This is a genomic window from Glycomyces algeriensis (genome assembly GCF_027622855.1).
Classification (GTDB): Bacteria; Actinomycetota; Actinomycetes; order Mycobacteriales; family Micromonosporaceae; genus Glycomyces; species Glycomyces algeriensis.
Window position 1 is genome coordinate 21,828 of record NZ_JAPZVR010000017.1, and the last position, 19,349, is coordinate 41,176.

The following is a 19,349-nucleotide window of genomic DNA, read 5'->3' on the forward strand; positions in this document are numbered from 1 at the left end:
ACCATGGCTACAGACACCATTCCGCCCGGCTTCGCCGCCGACATCATCGCCCGATCCGAGTCGACCGGTTGGGAACCGTGGCTCTCACACGTCGCCGGTGCCGCCGGATGCTCCAACCCGGTGCGCCTTCGCGGTGAAATTAACGCCGTTAATGAGACCACCGGGCAAGTCCTCTCCGCCCGGTCCACCGCCTCCATGCCCGACGGCATCATCTACAAGGCCTGTGGCACTCGTCGCGCCTCCCTCTGCCCCACCTGCGCCAAGACCTACCAGCACGACGCGTTCCATCTCGTGCGCTCCGGCATGACCGGCGGCAAAGGCGTCCCCACCTCTGTCAGCGCTCACCCGGCCCTGTTCGTCACCCTCACAGCCCCCGCCTTCGGCCCGGTCCACACGCGGACCCTCACCGCCTCGGGCAAGGTCCGACCCTGCCGCGCGCGTCGTGACGCCGAAACCTGCCCCCACGGCGTCCGCCTGGCCTGCCACACCCGACATGACGAAAGCGCCGGCCAAATCGGCCAGCCGCTGTGCCTGGACTGCTACGACCATGACGCCCAAGTCGTCTGGAACGTCGCCTCCGGCGAACTGTGGCGGCGGACCCGCATCAACATCGACCGCGGATTGTCGCGCCTCGCCAAGGCCCACGGCATTGACCCGGCCTCGGTGCGGCTGCGCTACGTCAAGGTCGCGGAGTTCCAGCGGCGCGGTGCCGTTCACTTCCATGCGCTCATCCGCCTCGACGGCCGCGTGCCCGGTAGTGATGCGATCCTGCCGCCGCCTGCTGCCCTCGACGCCGAGGCCATCGCTGCCATCGTCGCCGATGCCGCCGCCTCGACCCGCTTCCGCACCGAGGAACACGATGAGCGCCTTGAAGGCTGGCTTATCCGCTGGGGCGCGCAAGTCGATGTCCGCCAGGTCGAACTCGGCGACGACGAGTTGAGCGAGAACCATGCGGCGGGCTACCTCGCCAAGTACGCCACCAAAGCCACCGAGGACACCGGCCACCTGTCCGGCCGCCTCACCGAGGCCACCGTCTCCGTCTATGCCGATCCTGAAGGCAACCACATCGCCCGCCTCATCGCCGCGTGCTGGCGTCTCGGTTCCGAAGGCGGGGAATGGATCAGGCTCCGCAAGTGGGCGCACATGCTCGGCTTTGGCGGCCACTTCATGACCAAAGCGCGCGCCTGGTCGACCACCTTCGGCGCCCTCAGAGATGCACGCGCGCAATGGATTCGCTGTCAACACGAGGTTGACACCGATCCGACTGAAACGGTCGTGCTCGTCAACTACCTCCGCTATGACGGCACCGGCTGGCACACCGAGGCTGACGCCCTTATGGCGTCCTCCGCTGCCGCTCGTGCCCGGGAGCAACGGCAGCTTGCCCGTGAAGCTCTGGATGAACTCGCCACTATGGATTGATTGGATTGATTGCGATGGAAGGAAGCACGGTACTCAAACCGCGTTGGTACGACACCAGGCAGACTGCCGAGGTCCTCGGCTTCGGCGTCTCGAAGGTCAAGATGCTCATCGCCTCCGGCGAGCTGCGCTCGGTCAAGGTCGGCGGCCACCGCCGTGTCCTGCCCGAATGGATCGAGGAATACGTCGAGCGCTTCGCCCGCCAGGACGACTATGTGGGGGCGGCATGAGCAAGCGGGGCAACGGGGAAGGCTCGATCTACCCGCATGGCAACGGTTACGCCGCCTACGTGTGGGTCACGACCCCTGCGGGTGTGAAGAAACGGAAGTACGTCTACGGTCCGACCCGTGAAGCGGTCCACGGCAAGTGGCTCGATCTCCACCAGGCCGCCGCGCGCGGTGCTGTCGAGACCAAGTCCAAAACCGTCGAGCAGTACTTGCACGCCTGGCTCGCAGAGGTCATCAGGCCCAACCGGGAACCGAAGACCTACGACGGGTACGAGCGGTTCATTCGGCTGCACATCGTGCCGTGGCTCGGGAAGAAGAAGCTCGATCGGTTGTCGGCGCGGGATATCCAGCAGTGGGCGAACAAGCTCGCGACGGTGTGTCAGTGCTGCCAACAGGGCGTCGATGAGCTGCGGACGCCGCACAAGTGCTGCGCGAAGGGCACGTGCTGTCGAAAGGTGTTGTCCGCCAGGTCGATCAGTGATGCCCGGACGGTGCTGCGCTCGGCGCTGTCGCAGGCGGTCACTGATGAGTTGGTGTCGGTGAACCGGGCAATGCAGATTCGTCTGCCCAGTGGGCGCAAGCGGCGCAAGAAGTCGTGGGGCACCGATGAGGCGCGGCGGTTCCTCGAACACGTGCGGCCTGATCCGCACTATGCGGCGTACCTGCTGGTGCTCGCGATGGGATTGCGCAAGGGCGAAGTCCTCGGCTTGACCTGGGACAGCCTCGACCTGGACGAGGGCGTTCTTGAGCCGCAGTGGCAGCTCCAGAGGGTCATGGGCGAACTGATCCACAAGAGGAAGGCCAAAACCGAGGAGTCCGAGAACGCCCTGCCGATGCCTGATCTGTGCGTCAAGGCGCTGCGGGAGCGTCGGGAGCGGCAGCTTCGGGACCGGGCGAAGGCCGATGTCTGGCATGACTCGGATCTGGTCTTCACCACTCGGTACGGGACGGCGATCGAGCCGCGCAACTTTCACCGGTACTTCGTCAACCATCTCGAGGCAGCCGGCCTCCCCCGGATCTCGGTGCACGACGCCCGGCGGACCTGTAGCTCGCTGCTCGTGGATCTCGACGTTCACCCTCGGGTGATCATGGCGATCATGCGGCACTCGGACTTCAAGATGACCATGGAGGTCTACGCGCAGGCCTCCGACAAGGCCACCAGGGAGGCGCTGCGGAAGCTGAGCGAGAGTTTTGAGTCCGAGGACTAGCGTTGCTGTAAACCGCTGCTGTAGACACAGTCAGGGCCGGAATCCCGAAGATGGGAGACCGGCCCTGAACTGCTTTTTCATCGGTCGGGTTGACAGGATTTGAACCTGCGACCCCCTCGTCCCGAACGAGGTGCGCTACCAAGCTGCGCCACAACCCGATGTTCTATTTTCACGCACGCTGGGCGTTCGTGTCGATTGGAAATGCTACCTGAGGGTGCCGACCCCCGGCGAGCGGGGGCGGGGGCGGGGGGGGGGCCGGGCCCCCGGGGGGGCCGGCGCGCCGCGGGGGGGGCGCGGCGGGGGCGACCGGAGGGCCGGGGCGGCCCCCCCCGGGGGGGGGGGGGGGGGGGGGGGGCGGGCCCCCCCCCCCCCCCCCCCCCCCCCCGCGCCTCGCTAGAAGGCCTTCGGGACGAACGTCAGGAGGCTGGCCTCCGGGGCGCACGCGAAGCGCACCGGCGCGTACGGGCTCGTGCCCAGGCCGGCCGAGACGTGCAGCCAGGTGTCCTCCCACGGGTGGAGGCCCTTCACGCGCTCGCGGTCGATGCCGCAGTTGGTGACGAGCGCCCCGTAGCCGGGCACGCAGACCTGGCCGCCATGCGTGTGGCCGGCGGCGATGAAGTCGTAGCCGTCGCGCGCGAACTCGTCGAGCACGCGCGGCTCCGGCGAGTGCGTGAGCCCGATCGACAGGTCGGCGCTCGCGGGCACGGGCCCGGAGACGAGCTCGTAGTCGTCCAGGTCGAAGTGCGGGTCGTCGACGCCCGCGAAGTGGACGTTGAGGCCGGAAACGACCTTGTCGGCGGCGGCGTTGTTCAGGTCGAGCCACCCGCCGTCGACGAGCACCTTGCGCAGCTCCTCGGTGGGCAGCGGCTCGCCGTACTTGTGCTCGTGGTTCGGGTTGAAGTACTGCAGCGGGTTCTTGAACACCGGCGCGTAGTAGTCGTTGGAGCCGAACACGAACGCGCCGGGCGCGCTGAACAGCGGCCGGAGCGTCTTGGTGACGAGGTCGATCGCGTCCGGGTGGGCGAGGTTGTCGCCCGTGAGGAGCACCAGGTCCGGGTCGAGCGCCGCGAGGGACGCGACCCAGTGGGCCTTGCGCACCTGCCCGGGCGTCATGTGCAGGTCGGAGATGTGCAGCACCCGGATCGGCTCGGCGCCCTCGGGCAGTGCGGGCACCGCGAAATGGCGGAGCGTGTACTGGACGCGCTCGTAAAGAGAGGCGTAGGCGAGTGCCAGCGCCCCGGCGCCGACCCCGATCCCGGCTGCTGCGGCTAGTCCACGGCTGATCTTCATACCCCAACGGTAGATTGTCGAGATATGAGCGAGCTAAAGACCCAGTTGGAAACCGATATGCGAGCGGCCCTCAAGGCGCAGGACAAGGTGACGCTGGGCACCCTGAGGATGGTGCTCACGGCGGTCCGGAACGAGGAGATCGCAGGTAAGACCCCTCGTGAGCTCGATGACGCGGACGTCGTGAAGGTCCTGGTCAAGCAGGCGAAGCAGCGTCGTGAGGCGGCCGAGGGGTTCCGTTCGGGGGGTCGTGAGGAGTCGGCTCGGGCGGAGCTGGAGGAGGAGGCCGTGATCAAGCGGTACCTGCCGACCGAGCTCACTGAGGCCGAAGTCACGCAGCTGGTGCGCGAGGCGATCCGTGAGGGCGGTTTCGCCGGTCCGAGGGACATGGGCAAGGTCATGAAGGCGATCGGCCCGAAGACGGCGGGGCGCGCGGACGGGAAGCTCGTGTCCGGGATCGTGAAGGCCGAGCTCGCGGGGTAGCGCAGCCGGGTCGTGTCGCCGTTCACGGCTATCGTTGAGGGTCGGGCCCGCTTCGCTTTTCGAAACCTTGAGGAATCCATGTCCAGCCATATCGCGGCCGAGGCCGCGCGCCGCCGCACCTTCGCGGTGATCTCGCACCCCGACGCCGGAAAGTCGACGATCACCGAGGCCCTGGCCCTGTACGGGCGGGCGATCTCGTCGGCCGGCGCCGTCCACGGCAAGGGCGACCGCAAGGGCGTGGTCTCCGACTGGATGTCGATGGAGCAGGACCGCGGGATCTCGATCACCTCGGCGGCGCTGCAGTTCGAGTACCGCGACTGCGTCGTGAACCTGCTGGACACGCCCGGCCACGCCGACTTCTCCGAGGACACGTACCGGGTCCTCACCGCCGTTGACGCGGCGGTGATGCTCCTGGACGCCGCGAAGGGCCTGGAGCCGCAGACCCTCAAGCTGTTCGAGGTGTGCCGGGCCCGGCGCATCCCGGTGATCACGTTCATCAACAAGTGGGACCGCCCGGCGAAGGACGCCCTGGAGCTCATCGAGGAGATCGAGACCCGGATCGGCATCAAGCCGACGCCGGTGACGTGGCCGGTGGGCGTCGGCGGCGAGTTCCGCGGCGTCATCGAGCGCGTGGGGTTCGGCGAGGAGTCCGGCGGGCGCCGGGCCACGGGGCCGCAGGTCCCGGGCATGGTCCGCTACGAGCGTTCGCCCGGCGGGCAGCAGCTCGCTACCGCGGAGTTCCTCGACGAGGCCGCGGCGATGGCCCAGTTCGGGCCCGATTACGAACGCGCCCAGGAGGAGTCGGAGCTCCTGAGCGAGGTCGAGGCGGACTTCGACCCGAAGACCTTCGAGTCCGGGCAGACCACGCCGACCCTGTTCGGGGCGGCGCTCGTGCACTTCGGTGTGGGGCAGCTCCTCGACCTGCTCGTTGACATCGCGCCGTCGCCGTTCTCGCGTGAGGACGCGAAGGGCAGCCCGCGCGACCTGGAGGACGGCTTCTCCGGGTTCGTGTTCAAGTCGCAGGCGAACATGAACGCGTCGCACCGCGACCAGCTGGCGTTCATCCGCGTCTGTTCGGGCCACTTCGAGCGCGGCATGCAGGTCACGCAGGCGCAGGGCAAGCGCACCATGTCGACCAAGTACGCCCAGACGCTGTTCGGCTCGGCCCGGGACACTGTGGACGAAGCCTGGCCGGGCGACATCGTGGGCCTGGTGAACGCCACGGGCCTCTCGGTGGGCGACACGATCTACGCGGGCAAGGCCGTGGAGTACCCGCCGCTGCCGGCGTTCGCGCCCGAGCACTTCGGGGCGCTCCAGATGCACGACACGTCGAAGGCGAAGCGGTTCCGCCGCGGCATCGCCCAGCTCGACGCCGAGGGCGTCGTGCAGGTGCTGTACTCCGAGCGCCGCGGCGAGGCCACGCCCGTCCTCGCAGCGGTCGGCCCGCTCCAGTTCGAGGTGACCGTGGCGCGGCTGCAGGCCGAGTTCGACGTCCCCGCGACGATCAACAACCTGCCGTTCAAGCTCGCGCGCCTCACCGATGCCGAAGGCGCGCAGCGGCTTCGCACCGCCCCCGGCGTCGAGGTCTTCACCCGGCCGCGGGACGGCGCGCACCTGGTGGCGCTGCCGAACAAGTACCGCATCCAGACGATCGTGAACGACTACCCCGGGCTCGTGCTCGAGCCGCTGCTCGCCGGAGGCCAGGGCTGATGGCGAAGCTGCTGACCTCGAGCGCCATCCGGTCGCTCTCGCGCGGCCTGCAGATCTCGCCGACGAAGAAGTGGGGCCAGAACTTCGTCGTCGACGCGAACACGGTGCGCCGCATCGTCAACGTCGCCAAGCTCGACGCGGACGACGTGGTGATGGAGGTCGGTCCCGGTCTCGGTTCGCTCACCTTGGCGCTCATCGAGGTCGCGCGGCATGTGATCGCCGTCGAGATCGACCCGAAGCTGGCGCTGGCGCTGCCGACCACTGTGGCGCACCGCGCTCCGGAGGAGCACACGCGGCTCACCGTCATCGAGACGGACGCCGCCCGCATCAAACCCGAGCAGATGCCCGAGCCGCCCACGGCGCTCGTGGCGAACCTGCCGTACAACGTGGCCGTGCCGGTGGTCCTGCACGCCCTGGAGAACTTCCCGAGCCTCCAGAAGGGGCTCGTGATGGTCCAGGCCGAGGTCGGCGACCGGCTCACGGCCGGGCCGGGCTCGAAGATCTACGGCTCCCCGAGCGTCAAGATGGCCTGGTACGCGAAGGCCAGACGGGCCGGCTCGGTCTCGCCGAACGTGTTCTGGCCGGTCCCGAACGTCGCGAGCGGCCTCGTCGCGTTCGAGCGCATCGAGAGCCCCGACGCGAACCGGGTCGAGGTGTTCGCCGCCGTGGACGCCGCGTTCGGGCAGCGGCGCAAGATGCTGCGCCAGTCGCTGAAGGCCTGGGTGGGCGCGGACGTGGACGCCGTGCTCGATCGGGCGGGGATCGAACCCACCAGGCGGGGTGAATCGTTGGACATTGCGGAGTTCATCGCCCTCGCCGACGCCAAGGAGGCGCTGGGCGCGACCGCACCGTCCCAGGAGGCCTGAAATGACCGGACAGACCGCGCCAGCCCAGCCGGGCGCCCAGATCAGCGTCGACGTGCCCGCGAAGATCAACCCGCACCTCGGTGTGGGCGACCCCCGCGCGGACGGCTACCACGCGCTGTCCACTGTGTACCAGGCGATCAGCCTGCACGACACCGTGACCGCCGAGCGGCGCGGTGAGCCGGGCATCGAGATCACCATCTCCGGGGAGGGCGCGGCGACGCTGCCCACCGGCGAGGCGAACCTGGCGCACAAGGCCGCGAAGCTCGTCGCCCTGTACGCGGGGATCGAACCGGACGTGAAGCTGCACTTGAACAAACGCATTCCCGTGGCCGGCGGCCTCGCCGGCGGCTCGGCGGACGCGGCCGGGGCGCTCATCGCCTGCGCGCGCCTGTGGGAGGTCGAGATCGGCGACGCCGAGCTGGAGCGCCTCGCCGCAGGGCTCGGCTCGGACGTGCCGTTCTGCCTCAAGGGCGGCACGGCGATCGGCAGCGGGCGCGGCGAGCAGCTGACCCCGGTGACCGCCAAGGGCACCTGGCACTGGGTGGTCGCCACGACGGACACGCAGATCTCGACCCCGGAGTGCTACAAGGAGGTCGACCGCCTCCGCGAGGACGGCATCGGCCGCTACTCCTCCGATGTGGACCCACTGGTGAAGGCGTTCGAGTCCGGCGCGAGCGCCGACGACCTCGCACGGCTGCTCATCAACGACATGGAGGCCGCCGCCGTCAGCCTGCGCCCCCAGCTGGCCTCACTCATGCACGGCGGCCTCGAAGAAGGCGCCCTCGCAGCGCACGTCTCCGGCTCGGGCCCCACGGTCCTGTTCCTCGCCACGGACGTCAAGCACGCCGTCGCCCTGGCCCGCCGCATCCGCATGCGCGGCGGCGCGAAGAGCGTCCACCTCGCGCACGGCCCGGTGAGCGGCCCGGCCGCCTAGGGCCTCAGGGTTCGCAGGGCGCTCAAGCCGCCTAGGTCGCGGCGCTCAAACCGACTCGACGCCGGACCGCAGCTCCGGGCCTCCGGGCCGGAGCTGCAGCTCCGCGTCCCCGGGCCGGCGTTGCGGAACGACCGGTTCACTGCCGTCGCGTTTGACCGTCCACAAGAACCGGAAGCCCTTCGAGGTCTCCACCGGGCGGTACCGGCCCGGCAGCGACTGGTCGTGCAGCAACTGGCGGAGCAGGGCCCCGTTCAGCGAGACGTCGTCGAGGAACGCCGAACCCTCGAAGTCGACGGTGGCGTTGAAGTGCACCATGAGGAAGCTCGCGCGCCAGTTCCACGCCGATTCGCGGAACACCGTGCTCTCCTTGAAGACCGAATGCTCGAAGGAGGCGCTCGACCGGAAGGTCGACCGCGCGAAGCTCGTCCATCCGCCGAACGAGACGGTCTCGAAATCGGCGTGCGCTTCGAAGGCGACCTCTTCGAAGATCGTCACGCCCGCGAACCGCGCGAGCTCGAAGTCGGCTCCGCCCGCGAACACCGACTTGCTGAAGTTCGCGTAGCTGTGAAACACCGTTCCCGAGCAGTTCGCGTACCCGTCGACGGCGACGCCGGTGAACCCCAGGTACTCGCGGAACTCGGCCAGCGAGCAGTTCACCTCGTGGGCGAACCGCGCTTTCGTAAACCAGGCCGCGCCGGAGAACGATGCGCGGCTGAGGTCGGCGACGGAGCTGAACGCGGCCTCCTTGAAATCGACCTGGTCGTCGAACCTCGCATCAAAGAATGACACCAGCTGCTCGAATACGACACCGGTGAACGACGTCGGCCCCTCGAAGGAGGTGCCGTGAAACTTCGCGGGGCCGTTGAATCGGACTCTGGTGAAATTGACGTTCCGGAGGCGGCAGTCGCTGAAGTCGACCACGCCCAATGCGGCGTCGGTGAGGTCGAGGCGGTTGTGGCTCCAGTAGTTCCGGCGCCCGATCCGACGCTTCAGCCGCCGCTGCAGGATCTCCTGCGCGAAGGCGCGCACTTCCCGTTCGGGATCCGCGGGCGGACTCGTCACCAGGTCGAACGGACGGCGCAGGTACGAGCAGATCTCGTCAAGCACAAGCTGCCGCAGCTCCTCGTGCTGCTCGCCGAGGCGCTCGAGGTTGTAGAGTCCGCCGATGCGGATGGTCGCGTTGTCCGACGAGAGCTGCTCCACCGCTTGGATGCGCAGTTCGGTGATCCGCTGCTGCGTGCTGTGGAACTCGTCGTGCTGCTGCCGTCTGAAGCTCAGCACGAGCGCGGAGGCAGCGCCGATGCCCGCGGCCACGGTCAGCGTGGCCCTGACGGTCTCCAGCCGCATCTTCGCGATCTCCAGGTCGGCCTTGGCGTCTCCGGGGACGCGCAGTGACTCGATCTCGGCCATCTGCAGGTCGTAGTACCACCAGCCGCCGAGCAGGATGAGGGCGAAGACGACCAGTAGCACCCAACTTCGGATCGGGCGAGGCCGCCACGGCGGCTTGGGCACAGGGTCCTCGGAGCGACGGCTCCGCGCGTCACCGCGTCGCATGAGGGCCCGAAGCATCCAGAAGACGAGGGGGCGCAAGGGCATGCCCCAAGCCTACGAACCCGCCGCATCGCCTGGGGTTCACCCGGGAACAACGTCGACGACTCCGACGCACCTGCGGATTGCACGCAATCGTGATCCCTTGTTGCAGTTCGATAAAGAAATCTAAATGGAGCGGTCCAGATAGACCCGGCGCGGCACCCGCAGCCTCCTCTGGAACGCCCGCGAAGCGCACCAACCTGTAACCATGGGCGGTTACGTTCACGCCGTCGCAAGCCCGTTTCGAGAAAGGCGTGGACCATGCCCTCCGTGTTCGAGGATCCAGAAGGCTTCATGCGGGACTTCGAGAGCCGCATAGCCACCATGGTCGAGAAGTCGTCCTCACTGGACGAGGCGCTGGGGGCGGCCGCGGCCACCGCCAGATCCGCGGACGGCGAAGTGCGCATCACCGTCGGCCTCGGCGGCGTCCTCCAGGAGATCCACCTCAGCAGCAAAGCGCAGACCCTGACCCCGAGGACCCTCGCCGCCATGATCAAGGAGACCTACGACCAGGCCGCGATCCAAGCCGGCGACAACTCGACCCGCGCGCTCGCCGACGTGTTCGGCGAGGACAGCGCGATCGTCCAGCAGGCCAGAGCGAACCGTCGCCCCGAGGAGTAGCGCATGCAGGACCGCAACGAGATCCCGTCCGCGGACGCGTTCGAAGCACACGCCGCCGGCGTGAGATCCAAAGTGGTCGATCCCGTGGCGCAGGCCTTCGACGCCGCCCAGCAGAAGGGGTTCGGCGAACTCCTCGACTTCGGCATCGTCAACCTGCCGTTCGCCGGCGGCGCCGCCGACCTGGCGAACAAGGCCACCGAGGCCATCGGCAAGGCCCGGGAGGGCACCGAGGAACTCGCCAACCGGATCAAGGAGACCGGCGAGGCCTACCACGAGAACGACGCGGAGGTCGCTGCCATATTCGACCAGTTCACCAGCGAGACGGAGCAAAAATGAACGACCTCATCGTCAATCCCGACAAGTCCGTCCCCGGCGCGGGCACCTTCACCGGCGCGAAGGCCCTGCACAGTGCCCAGCTCCTCGCGAACTCCGAGACCGACCTGGAGAAGGGCCTCAACGGCACGGTCATGGCGCTGGACGTCCTCGGCATGGTCCTCAACCCGCTCATGGGATTCGCCAAAGCCGGCGTCGGATTCCTCATCGAGCACGTCGGGCCGCTCCGGGACTTCCTCGAAGTGCTGGCCGGCGACCCCACCTCGATCAACGCCACCAAGGACACCTGGAAGAACATCGAGGCCGCGCTCGACCAGGCCGCCACCGACCTCATCGGCGACGCGGGCACGGTGGGCGACTGGGTCGGCGACGCCGCCGACGCCTACCGGGACAGGATCACCGACTTCGAGGCCGCGATCCGGGCCGGAAGCTCCGCCGCCGGGAGCCTCGCGAAGTACATGGAGGTCATGGGCATCTGGACCGCGGTCACCCGCGCGCTGGTGCTCGAGCTCATCTGCGAGTTCGTGGCCCGGGCGATCATGTACGCGCTCGCTGCGCTGGCCGCTTCGTGGTTCACCTTCGGCGGGTCGTTCGCGGCCATGATCTCGGGGGTCATCGCGGACGCGATGGTCCTCATCGCCAAGATCTCGACGCACTTCGCCAAGCTCGGCAACGCCATGTCGAAGCTCGCGGGCCGCTTCCCCAAGCTCGCCGGGTCGCTCGACGACGCCGGCAAGGCGGTGACGGACTTCGGGATGAAGGGGTACGTGAAGAGCGCCGGCAAGAACCTCTCACAGCACAACAAGATGCTCGACCAGCAGGAGGCCGCGATCAGCGCGGGCAAGAACGTCACCGGGCTCGGCGGCAGGATGCCGCACACGCAGGCCGCCAACCAGAAGACGATCTACGACACGCTGCGGAGCCCGTTCGGCTCCGGCAACCTCCCCGGCACCGGCGTCCTCAAGCCGATCTACAAGGACAAGGTGATCCCCCCGACGTCCCTCGGCGGGCACTCGGTCACCGGCGGCAGGAGCGTCTCCGAGATCATCGGCGGCTACCCGATGACCGGCATCAAGGGCGGCATGAAGGGCGCCCCCGCCGCGACGCAGGACCCGCAGCCGCCGCAGGAGGAGCAGCCGCAGCAGTGACGCCCGGTCGAGCGGTGCGGGTCCGGAGCCCCGGTCACGCCCGAATCAGACGTTGCGGTCCCAGATCATGCGGAGGCCGTGCAGGGTCAGGTTCGGTTCGTAGTGGGTCACGGTCTCGCACTGCTCGATCACGACGGGTGCGAGGCCGCCGGTGGCGACGACCGCGGTCGGGGTGGTGCCGAGCTCCTCGGTGATGCGGCGGACGAGACCGTCCACTTGCGCCGCAGTGCCGTAGACCATGCCCGACTGTAGACACTCCACAGTGTTCTTGCCGATGACGCTGCGGGGCTTCACGAGCGGGATCTTGAGCAGGTTCGCGGCGCGGGAGGCGAGGGCGTCGATCGAGATCTCGATGCCGGGTGCGAACGCGCCGCCGAGGAAGTCGCCCGTGGCCGAGATGACGTCGATGTTCGTCGAGGTCCCGAAGTCCACGGTGATGCACGGCCCGCCGTAGAGGTGGAACGCCGCGTGCGTGTTCGCGATCCGGTCCGGGCCGGCCTCGCGCGGGTTGTCGATGCTCAGGCGCACACCGGTCTTGATGCCCGGCGCGATCTGCACGAGGTGCGCGTGCGGGTAGTACCGCTGCACCATCTTGGCCACCTCCGCGCCCTGCTGGGGCACAGTGGACGACAGGGCGATCCCGCTCAGGTCGACGCCGTCGCCGTCGAGGAGCGCCCGGAAGGTGAGCCCCAGCTCGTCGGCGGTCGCGTGCGGGTCCGTGCGGATCCGCCACGAGTGCTTGAGGGTCTCGCCCTCGAACACGGCGAGCACCGTGTTGGTGTTCCCGATGTCGACGCAGAGCAGCACGGTCGTTCCCCGATTCCTATACCATATATCCTATACGATTTTCTATTCCTCGAAGTCGAGTCCGATGTCCAGGATCGGCGAGGAGTGGGTGAGCGCGCCGACGGAGATGTAGTCGACGCCGGTGGCGGCGTAGTCGACCACGCTGTCGAGGCTGATGCGCCCGGTCGCCTCGAGCTCGGCCCGGTCGCCCACGGACTCCACGACCTCGGCGAGCTCCTTGGGGCTCATGTTGTCGCACAGGAGGAACACGGCCCCGGCCGCGACCGCCTCGAGCGCCTCGTCGAGGGTCTCGACCTCGACCTGGATGTCGATCTCGGGCTCGGCGGAGCGGACGGCGGCGAAGGCCTCGCTGATCGAGCCGGCGGCCTCCTTGTGGTTGTCCTTGATCATGGCCACGTCGTACAAGCCCATGCGCTTGTTGTCGCCGCCGCCGGCGCGCACCGCGTACTTCTCCAGGGCGCGCAGGCCGGGCGTGGTCTTGCGGGTGTCGAGGACGGTGGTGTGCCAGTCGGCCAGCACGTCCGCGAAGCGGCGGGTGTGGGTGGCGACGCCGCACATGCGGCACAGCAGGTTCAGCGCGGTGCGCTCGGCCGCGAGCAGCGAGCGGGTGGGACCGGAGACGCGGGCGAGGACCTGCCCGGCGCGGATCCGCGCGCCCTCCTTGGCGAGGTACGCGAACTCGACGTCCCCGGGCATGGCGTGGAAGACCGCGTGCGCGATCGGGAGCCCCGCGAGGAGGCCGTCCGCGCGCGCCGTTACGGCCACAGTGGACTTGTGCTCGGGTCCGAAGATCGACTCGGAGGTGACATCGCGGCGGGCGTGCGAGAGGTCCTCGTCCAGGTAGTCCTGGACGGCGACGTACACGTCTTCGGGGTCGAGGCGGAGGGCGAGCAGGCGCTCGTCCAGTCCGGCCCCGCCGGGCGCTGCGGCGAATCGGCTCATGCGATGGGCTCCCAGGTGGTTTCGAGCTCCCCGTCGGCGCTGATGGAGAGACTGAGGTGGCCGAGCCAGTCGGCTTCGGCCTCGGGGTGGTCCTCGCGCCAGTGGCTGCCTCGGGTCTCACGCCGCCGGTGGGCGGCGGCGGTGACCGCGGTGGCGACGGTGAGGAGGTTGGTGGCCTCCCATGTGGCCGGTCGAGGACGTCCGGACACATTGTCCCCCAAAGCCGTCAGCGACTCAGCGGTGCCCTCCAGTGACGCCTCGGACCGGAGCACCCCGGCGCCGGCGGTCATCGCCTCCTGGATCGGCGCGCGGGAGGTCGTGGAGCAGACGTCGCCCTCGCCCTCGGGCGCCTCGGCTGCGCCGGGGCTCGGCTTGTGCTCGGCGAGGTCGTCCGCGATGCGCTGCGCGAACACGAGCGCCTCGAGCAGCGAGTTGGAGGCGAGGCGGTTCGCGCCGTGCAGGCCCGTGCAGGCGGCCTCGCCGGCAGCGTAGAGCCCGGGAACACTGGTGCGGCCGAACAGGTCCGTGCGCACCCCGCCCGAGGAGTAGTGCGCGGCGGGCGCGACCGGGATCATGTCGACCACCGGATCGATGCCCAGCGCGCGGCAGGACGACGTGACGGTGGGGAAGCGCGTCTCCAGCATGTCCTTGCCGAGGTGGCGGGCGTCCAGCCACACGTGCGACTGCCCCTCGGCCCGCATGCGGGCGGTGGCGGCCTTCGCGACGACGTCGCGCGGGGCGAGCTCGGCGAGCTCGTGCGCGCCGACCATGAACCGGTCGCCCGAGAAGTCGCGCAGGTGGGCGCCCTCGCCGCGGATCGCCTCGGTGATCAGGGGCTGTCGGTCCCCGCCGATACCCTCGAGGAACAAGGCCGTCGGATGGAACTGGACGAACTCAAGGTCGGTCACCGTCGCCCCGGCCCTGAGGGCCAGCGCCACGCCGTCGCCGATGGACACCGAGGGGTTGGTGGTGGACTGGAAGATCTGGCCGAGGCCGCCGGTGGCGAGGACGACCGCGCGGGCCTCGACGCCGCCCACGCCGTGCTCGACGCCTTCGCCGAGGATGTGGAGGCTGACGCCGGCCGTGTGGCCTTTGGCGTCGGTGAGCAGGTCGAGGACCATGGCGTGTTCGATGATGCGGATCCAGGGGTCGCGGAGGACCGCGGCGTGGAGGGCGCGCTGGATCTCGGCGCCGGTGGCGTCGCCGCCGGCGTGCACGATGCGGCGGGCGCGGTGGCCGCCTTCGCGGGTGAGCTGGAGTGAGCCGTCGGGGTGCCGGTCGAACTCGGTGCCGAGGTGGATGAGGTCGGCGATGCGGGCGGGGCCTTCGGTGACGGTGACGTCGACCGCGGCCGGGTCGCAGAGGCCGACGCCGGCGATCTGGGTGTCGCGGGCGTGCGCTTCGGGGGTGTCGACCGGGTCGAGGACGGCGGCGACGCCGCCTTGGGCCCAGCGGGTGGAGCCGTCGTCGATGCGGACTTTGGTGACGACGGTGACGTGGAAGCCGGCCCGGCGCAGGTTGAGGGCGCAGGTGAGGCCGGCGACGCCGGAGCCGATGACGCACACGTCGGTGGTCTCGGTCCAGGTCGGGGCCGCGGCGCGCAGCCGCCGCGGCAGGCGCGGCAGGTCCGGCAGTGGCACTGAGTGAGGCATGGTCGCGGGTGACACGTGCCGTTGCCCTTCTAGCGGTGGGCGCCCGGTGGCCCGGGTGCCCGTTCGATGGGTGCGCCGCCGATGGGCACGGCGGTCGGCTCAACTGTGCCCCTGCGGGCACGGTGGGTGCCAAGCGGGTGTGACGTGGGTCCCGCAAATGGGACGGGCGAGGCGGGAGCACGGCGGATCGCGACGGGTCGGCTCGCGCCGCGGCTGCGCTCGCGCGGCTCGTTTCGGTGGACCGCCGACGCGGTTCGGGCGGTGGCGGCGCCGGACTCCGGGCACGCCGCAGGCTCGCCGCGCCGCTGGGAAAGGGCCCCCGGTTGCAACGCTAGCGGGGCGAACCTGAAGGGGAGCTGAAGCGGGCCGGTCGTCAATGTGCACGGCCGGGCCCGGCGTTCGCCGCTTGCGGCGGCATCGGCCGGGCCCGGATACGCGTGCATCTTGGTGCTAGCCCCGGTTCGTCGAACGCCGAATGAAGTCGGCGAGGTCGGCGGACTGCTGGACGCGCGACTCCTCGTGGACGTACATCATGTGTCCGGCGGGGTAGGTCTTCGTCTCGATCCGCTCGCGGTCGGCGAGGGGGATCTCGAGGTGGTCGAGGGTGTACTCGATGGCCTCGATCGGGACGCCGCCGTCGTAGCGGCCCATCGCGATGTGGACCTGGAGGAACGGGTTGAGGCGCATGACGTTGCCGAGCTTGCCGATGACGTCGACGGCCTCGCCCTCGAACTCCTTGTACGACCAGGGGTGCACTGCGCGGGAGAGCCGCTCGTAGACGTGGTCGTTCTCGTATTCGAGTTCGGTGCGCACGTAGTACTGGAGCGCGGCCGAGTAGGGGCCGTCGGTGCCGACCAGGAACGGGTCGTACGGCATCCGCTCGTGGGTGTAGTGGTCGGCGGGCCCGGTGAAGCGGGTGTCGAGACGGCCGGTGATGAGGCGCTTGTGGCGCAGCAGTTCGGCGTAGAACCGGGTGTGCTCCAGGCGCAGGTTGGCGCGGTCGACGTAGTCCTCACTGACGCCGGTGAGGGAGGCGATCTTGGCGACGGCGGCGGCGCGCACCTCAGGCTCGAGGTTCTGGCCCTTGGCGAGGATGCCGCGGAACTCGTCGCCGTAGGCGCGGGCCTCGGCGACGACGTCTTCGAGGGTGCGGTCGGGGTGGAGGCCGTGGTAGTGGGCGGTGGCCGCGTACGTCGGGAGGAACAGCGGGTCGGGCAGCTCGGAGCGGCTCGCGTGGTAGAGGGTCTCGGTGTTGAACGCGGGGGCGATGAACATGACGCCGTTGAGCGCCATGCCGAACCGGGACTGGAGGTATTCGGCGATGCCGGCGCCGCGGGTGCCGCCGTAGGACTCGCCGATGAGGAACTTCGGGGAGAGCCAGCGGTTGTTGCGGGTGGTCCAGAGCCGGATGAGCTCGCTGATGGACTCGATGTCCTTGGAGAAGCCGTGGTAGTCCTTGGCCTTCTCGCCTTCGACGGCCCGGGAGTAGCCGGTGGAGACCGGGTCGATGAAGACCAGGTCGGTGTGGCGCAGGAGGGTCTCCTCGTTGTCGAGGAGGCCGAAGGGCGGCGGGGTGAGGTTCCCGGCGTCGCCGGAGTCGACGCGGCGGGGGCCGAGGAGGCCCATGTGCAGCCAGATCGAGGAGGAGCCGGGGCCGCCGTTGAACGCGAAGGTGACGGGGCGTTCGGTGACGTCGGCGTCGTCGAGGGTGTACCAGGTGATGGAGACCTCGGCCTTGGGCTTGCGGCCGTTGAACTTGTCGTCCTCGGTGATCTCCTCGTGGAGGACGATGCGGCCGGTGGTGGCGGTGTAGGCGAGGTCGCCGAGGGTGTGCTGGGTGGTTTTGAGGTCGTCGGCGGGCAAGGGCTTGTCGGCCTGCTTCGCGTCCTTCTCGGCCCCGTTGTCGGCGGCCTCGGTCTTCGGTTCGTCGGTCATGAAAACAGAACTTACCGCGCGGCTAGTGGCGACGCCACAGGGTTGCCGGCGGTGCCGGGCGCGGGGTGCGCCTTGTCCGCGTTGACCTCGATGATCTCGTTGCGCTCGTTCACGTGGACCACGGTGGGCTTGAACGCGCGCGCCTCGGCGTCCTCCATCTGCGCGTAGGAGATGAGGATCACCAGATCGCCCGGTTGGACGAGGCGGGCGGCGGCGCCGTTGATGCCGATGACGCCGGTGCCGCGCTCGCCGGCGATCGTGTAGGTCTCCAGGCGGGCGCCGTTGGTGATGTCGACGATGGCGACGAGTTCGCCGTCGAGGATGTCGGCGGCGTCGAGCAGGTCCGCGTCCACGGTGACCGAGCCCACGTAGTGGAGGTCGGCCTGGGTGACGGTGGCGCGGTGGATCTTGGACTTGAACATGGTCCGGATCATCGGGCGTCTCCAATAACTACGGGGGCGTTGTCGATCAGGCGGGTCGTGCCCGCCTTAGCGGCGATGAGCAGCCTCGCGGGTCCCTGTGCGGGGGCCTCACCGAGGTCGGTGGCGCGGACGACGACGTAGTCGACGTCCAGGCCGGGCTCGGCGGACAGGGTCTTCTGCGCCGCGGCGAGCGGATCGGGCGAGGCCTGCGCCGCCTCGACGGCGCGCGGGATGGCAAGGGCGGCAGCGCGTTCGGCCTCGGAGAGGAACACGTTGCGGCTGGAGCGGGCGAGCCCGTCGGGCTCGCGGTCGGTCGCGACGGCGACGACGTCGATGCCCATGTCGAGGTCGCGCACCATGCGGCGGACCATCGCGAGCTGCTGGAAGTCCTTCTCCCCGAACAGGGCCGCGTCGGGCCGGGTGAGGTGGAAGAGCTTCGAGACCACGGTGAGCACGCCGGTGAAGAACCCCGGTCGCGATGCGCCCTCGAGGATCTCGCCGTCCGGTCCGGCGTGGACGGTGGTGAGGCCGTCGCGGCCGTCGGGGTACATCTCGTTGACGCTCGGCGCGAACACCAGGTCCACGCCCTCGGCCCCGCACATGGCGAGGTCGGCCTCGAGCGTGCGCGGGTACGTGTCCAGGTCCTCGTTCGGCCTGAACTGCAACGGGTTCACGAACACCGTCACCACGACCGAGTCGGCGACCTCCTTGGCGCGCTTGATGAGCGCCCGGTGGCCGTCGTGGAGCGCCCCCATCGTGGGGACGACGGCGACGCGCCCCGGCAGGGCCGCGCGGGCCTTTGCCAGGTCCGCCTTGGTGTGGACCGCGACCGTCACGGCGTCTCCTCCTTCTCGGGTTGCGCCAGGACCTCGAGCAGCCCTTCGGCGTCGGCGCTCTTGAGGCGGCCGGACGCGAGGGCGCGCTCGGCGGTGCGGCGGGCCATCGTCCGGTACACGTCCTCGATCCCCGTGCCCGCCAGCGCGTCCAGGTGGCGGGCGACGGTGCCGGCGTCGCCGCGTGAGACCGGGCCGGTGAGCCCGGCGTCGCCGTGGCGCAGCGCGTTGTCGAGCGAGGCCGAGACGAGCGGCGAGAGGAGCCGCTGCGGGTTGGCGACGCCGATGGCGCGCAGCTGCTCGGCGGCGTCGTTCACGAGGGTCTGGAGGTGGTTGGCGGCGTAGACGAGTGCCGCGTGGTAGCGGGCGCGGTCGGCTTCGTCGACGTGCTCGGGGTCGCCGCCCATCTCGAGGACGAGCGCTTCGCCGACGAACCGGGCCTCGGCCTCACCGGTGATCGCCCAGGAGATGCCCGCGAGGCGTTCGAGGTCCTCGTCGCGGCCGGTGAAGGTCATGGCAGGGGCGAGTGCGGCGGTGAGCGCGCCGGCGTCGCGGGCGGACCGCAGCACGTCGGCGCCGAGGGCGCCTGAGGTGTGGACCCAGATCTGGCCGGGCCTGACGGGCAGGGAGGCCACCAGCGGGGCGATGGCGTCGTCCGGGACGGCGATGAGCACGAGCTCGGCGGCGGCGGCCACGTCAGGGGCGGGGAGGATCTCGGCGCCGGGGAGGTGGCGGGCGGCGCGGGCGCGGGAGGCGTCGGATACGGCGGAGGCGGCGACGACCCGGTGGCCGGCGCGGGTGAGGGCCGCTCCGACGACGGAGCCGACCCTGCCTGCGGAGACGACCCCGACGGCGAGCCGTGAGGCGGGCCGCTGCGGGGCTGCGCTGCGCTGCTGATCCATGATGCTGATCCAGTCCTGGTAGAGGTACCGGTC

Annotated in this window: 19 protein-coding genes and 1 tRNA gene; 10 read left to right on the top strand and 10 right to left on the bottom strand. The window is 69.7% G+C overall.

Annotated elements, in window-relative coordinates; translation table 11 throughout:
* Nucleotides 1-3: 3 nt before the first annotated feature.
* From O2L52_RS21590 to O2L52_RS21600, 3 genes are read left to right on the top strand one after another with little or no spacing between them, the layout of a single operon-like run.
* Nucleotides 4-1,419: a replication initiator gene (locus O2L52_RS21590; protein ID WP_270118157.1), complete on the top strand. Its 1,416-nt coding sequence runs from the start codon at nucleotides 4-6 to the stop codon at nucleotides 1,417-1,419.
* A gap of 14 nt (nucleotides 1,420-1,433) precedes the next feature.
* Nucleotides 1,434-1,646, top strand: a complete 213-nt coding sequence (locus O2L52_RS21595) for a helix-turn-helix domain-containing protein (RefSeq protein ID WP_270118158.1) — start codon at nucleotides 1,434-1,436, stop codon at nucleotides 1,644-1,646.
* Nucleotides 1,643-2,851, top strand: a complete 1,209-nt coding sequence (locus O2L52_RS21600) for a site-specific integrase (protein WP_270118159.1) — start codon at nucleotides 1,643-1,645, stop codon at nucleotides 2,849-2,851. Before O2L52_RS21595 ends, O2L52_RS21600 begins: the two co-directional genes overlap by 4 nt.
* A gap of 84 nt (nucleotides 2,852-2,935) precedes the next feature.
* On the opposite strand, the gene O2L52_RS21605 is transcribed toward O2L52_RS21600, so the two are convergent.
* A tRNA-Pro gene (locus O2L52_RS21605) sits at nucleotides 2,936-3,009 on the bottom strand.
* Nucleotides 3,010-3,244: 235 nt separating this feature from the next.
* Nucleotides 3,245-4,141 (bottom strand): metallophosphoesterase, encoded by an 897-nt coding sequence (locus O2L52_RS21610; protein WP_270118161.1) that lies wholly within the window; start codon nucleotides 4,139-4,141, stop codon nucleotides 3,245-3,247.
* A 24-nt stretch (nucleotides 4,142-4,165) separates the two neighbouring features.
* On the opposite strand from O2L52_RS21610, the gene O2L52_RS21615 reads away from it, so the two are divergent.
* From O2L52_RS21615 to O2L52_RS21630, 4 genes are all read left to right on the top strand, one after another.
* The gene (locus O2L52_RS21615; protein WP_270118162.1) at nucleotides 4,166-4,621 is read left to right on the top strand and encodes a GatB/YqeY domain-containing protein; all 456 of its coding nucleotides are present in this window, start codon (nucleotides 4,166-4,168) and stop codon (nucleotides 4,619-4,621) included.
* Nucleotides 4,622-4,699: 78 nt separating this feature from the next.
* Nucleotides 4,700-6,331 carry a peptide chain release factor 3 gene (locus O2L52_RS21620; RefSeq protein WP_270118163.1) on the top strand — a complete coding sequence of 544 codons (1,632 nt, stop codon included), beginning with the start codon at nucleotides 4,700-4,702 and terminating at the stop codon, nucleotides 6,329-6,331.
* Nucleotides 6,331-7,197 (top strand): 16S rRNA (adenine(1518)-N(6)/adenine(1519)-N(6))-dimethyltransferase RsmA, encoded by an 867-nt coding sequence (rsmA, locus tag O2L52_RS21625; protein ID WP_270118164.1) that lies wholly within the window; start codon nucleotides 6,331-6,333, stop codon nucleotides 7,195-7,197. The genes O2L52_RS21620 and rsmA overlap by 1 nt, the downstream gene beginning before the upstream one ends.
* A 1-nt stretch (nucleotide 7,198) precedes the next feature.
* On the top strand, nucleotides 7,199-8,131 hold the full coding sequence (locus O2L52_RS21630) for a 4-(cytidine 5'-diphospho)-2-C-methyl-D-erythritol kinase (RefSeq protein WP_270118165.1): 933 nt from the start codon (nucleotides 7,199-7,201) through the stop codon (nucleotides 8,129-8,131).
* A 45-nt stretch (nucleotides 8,132-8,176) separates the two neighbouring features.
* On the opposite strand, the gene O2L52_RS21635 is transcribed toward O2L52_RS21630, so the two are convergent.
* Nucleotides 8,177-9,727 (bottom strand): pentapeptide repeat-containing protein, encoded by a 1,551-nt coding sequence (locus tag O2L52_RS21635; RefSeq protein WP_270118166.1) that lies wholly within the window; start codon nucleotides 9,725-9,727, stop codon nucleotides 8,177-8,179.
* Nucleotides 9,728-9,982: 255 nt separating this feature from the next.
* Between O2L52_RS21635 and O2L52_RS21640 the strand changes: the two genes are divergently transcribed.
* The 3 genes from O2L52_RS21640 to O2L52_RS21650 are packed head-to-tail and all read left to right on the top strand — an operon-like array spanning nucleotide 9,983 to nucleotide 11,823.
* The gene (locus O2L52_RS21640; RefSeq protein ID WP_270118167.1) at nucleotides 9,983-10,342 is read left to right on the top strand and encodes a YbaB/EbfC family nucleoid-associated protein; all 360 of its coding nucleotides are present in this window, start codon (nucleotides 9,983-9,985) and stop codon (nucleotides 10,340-10,342) included.
* Nucleotides 10,343-10,345: 3 nt separating this feature from the next.
* Nucleotides 10,346-10,678, top strand: coding sequence for a type VII secretion target (locus O2L52_RS21645; protein ID WP_270118168.1), 333 nt, complete (start codon nucleotides 10,346-10,348; stop codon nucleotides 10,676-10,678).
* On the top strand, nucleotides 10,675-11,823 hold the full coding sequence (locus tag O2L52_RS21650) for a hypothetical protein (protein ID WP_270118169.1): 1,149 nt from the start codon (nucleotides 10,675-10,677) through the stop codon (nucleotides 11,821-11,823). Before O2L52_RS21645 ends, O2L52_RS21650 begins: the two co-directional genes overlap by 4 nt.
* A 45-nt stretch (nucleotides 11,824-11,868) precedes the next feature.
* Here O2L52_RS21650 and O2L52_RS21655 read toward each other — a convergent pair whose 3' ends face one another.
* The 7 genes from O2L52_RS21655 to O2L52_RS21685 all read right to left on the bottom strand — a co-directional run bounded on the left by O2L52_RS21655 (nucleotide 11,869) and on the right by O2L52_RS21685 (nucleotide 19,316).
* Complete coding sequence (locus O2L52_RS21655) at nucleotides 11,869-12,630, bottom strand: type III pantothenate kinase (RefSeq protein ID WP_270118170.1); 762 nt, start codon at nucleotides 12,628-12,630, stop codon at nucleotides 11,869-11,871.
* Between the two features lie 42 nt (nucleotides 12,631-12,672).
* The gene (gene nadC / locus O2L52_RS21660) at nucleotides 12,673-13,572 is read right to left on the bottom strand and encodes a carboxylating nicotinate-nucleotide diphosphorylase (RefSeq protein WP_270118171.1); all 900 of its coding nucleotides are present in this window, start codon (nucleotides 13,570-13,572) and stop codon (nucleotides 12,673-12,675) included.
* On the bottom strand, nucleotides 13,569-15,224 hold the full coding sequence (locus O2L52_RS21665; RefSeq protein WP_344473838.1) for an L-aspartate oxidase: 1,656 nt from the start codon (nucleotides 15,222-15,224) through the stop codon (nucleotides 13,569-13,571). Before O2L52_RS21665 ends, nadC begins: the two co-directional genes overlap by 4 nt.
* Nucleotides 15,225-15,674: 450 nt before the next feature.
* Nucleotides 15,675-17,159 carry a S10 family peptidase gene (locus O2L52_RS21670; RefSeq protein WP_270118174.1) on the bottom strand — a complete coding sequence of 495 codons (1,485 nt, stop codon included), beginning with the start codon at nucleotides 17,157-17,159 and terminating at the stop codon, nucleotides 15,675-15,677.
* 11 nt (nucleotides 17,160-17,170) lie between these two features.
* Complete coding sequence (gene panD, locus O2L52_RS21675) at nucleotides 17,171-17,593, bottom strand: aspartate 1-decarboxylase (RefSeq protein WP_270111841.1); 423 nt, start codon at nucleotides 17,591-17,593, stop codon at nucleotides 17,171-17,173.
* On the bottom strand, nucleotides 17,590-18,417 hold the full coding sequence (gene panC, locus O2L52_RS21680) for a pantoate--beta-alanine ligase (protein WP_270118175.1): 828 nt from the start codon (nucleotides 18,415-18,417) through the stop codon (nucleotides 17,590-17,592). Before panC ends, panD begins: the two co-directional genes overlap by 4 nt.
* The gene (locus O2L52_RS21685) at nucleotides 18,414-19,316 is read right to left on the bottom strand and encodes a Rossmann-like and DUF2520 domain-containing protein (RefSeq protein ID WP_270118177.1); all 903 of its coding nucleotides are present in this window, start codon (nucleotides 19,314-19,316) and stop codon (nucleotides 18,414-18,416) included. The genes panC and O2L52_RS21685 overlap by 4 nt, the downstream gene beginning before the upstream one ends.
* Nucleotides 19,317-19,349 lie beyond the last annotated feature (33 nt).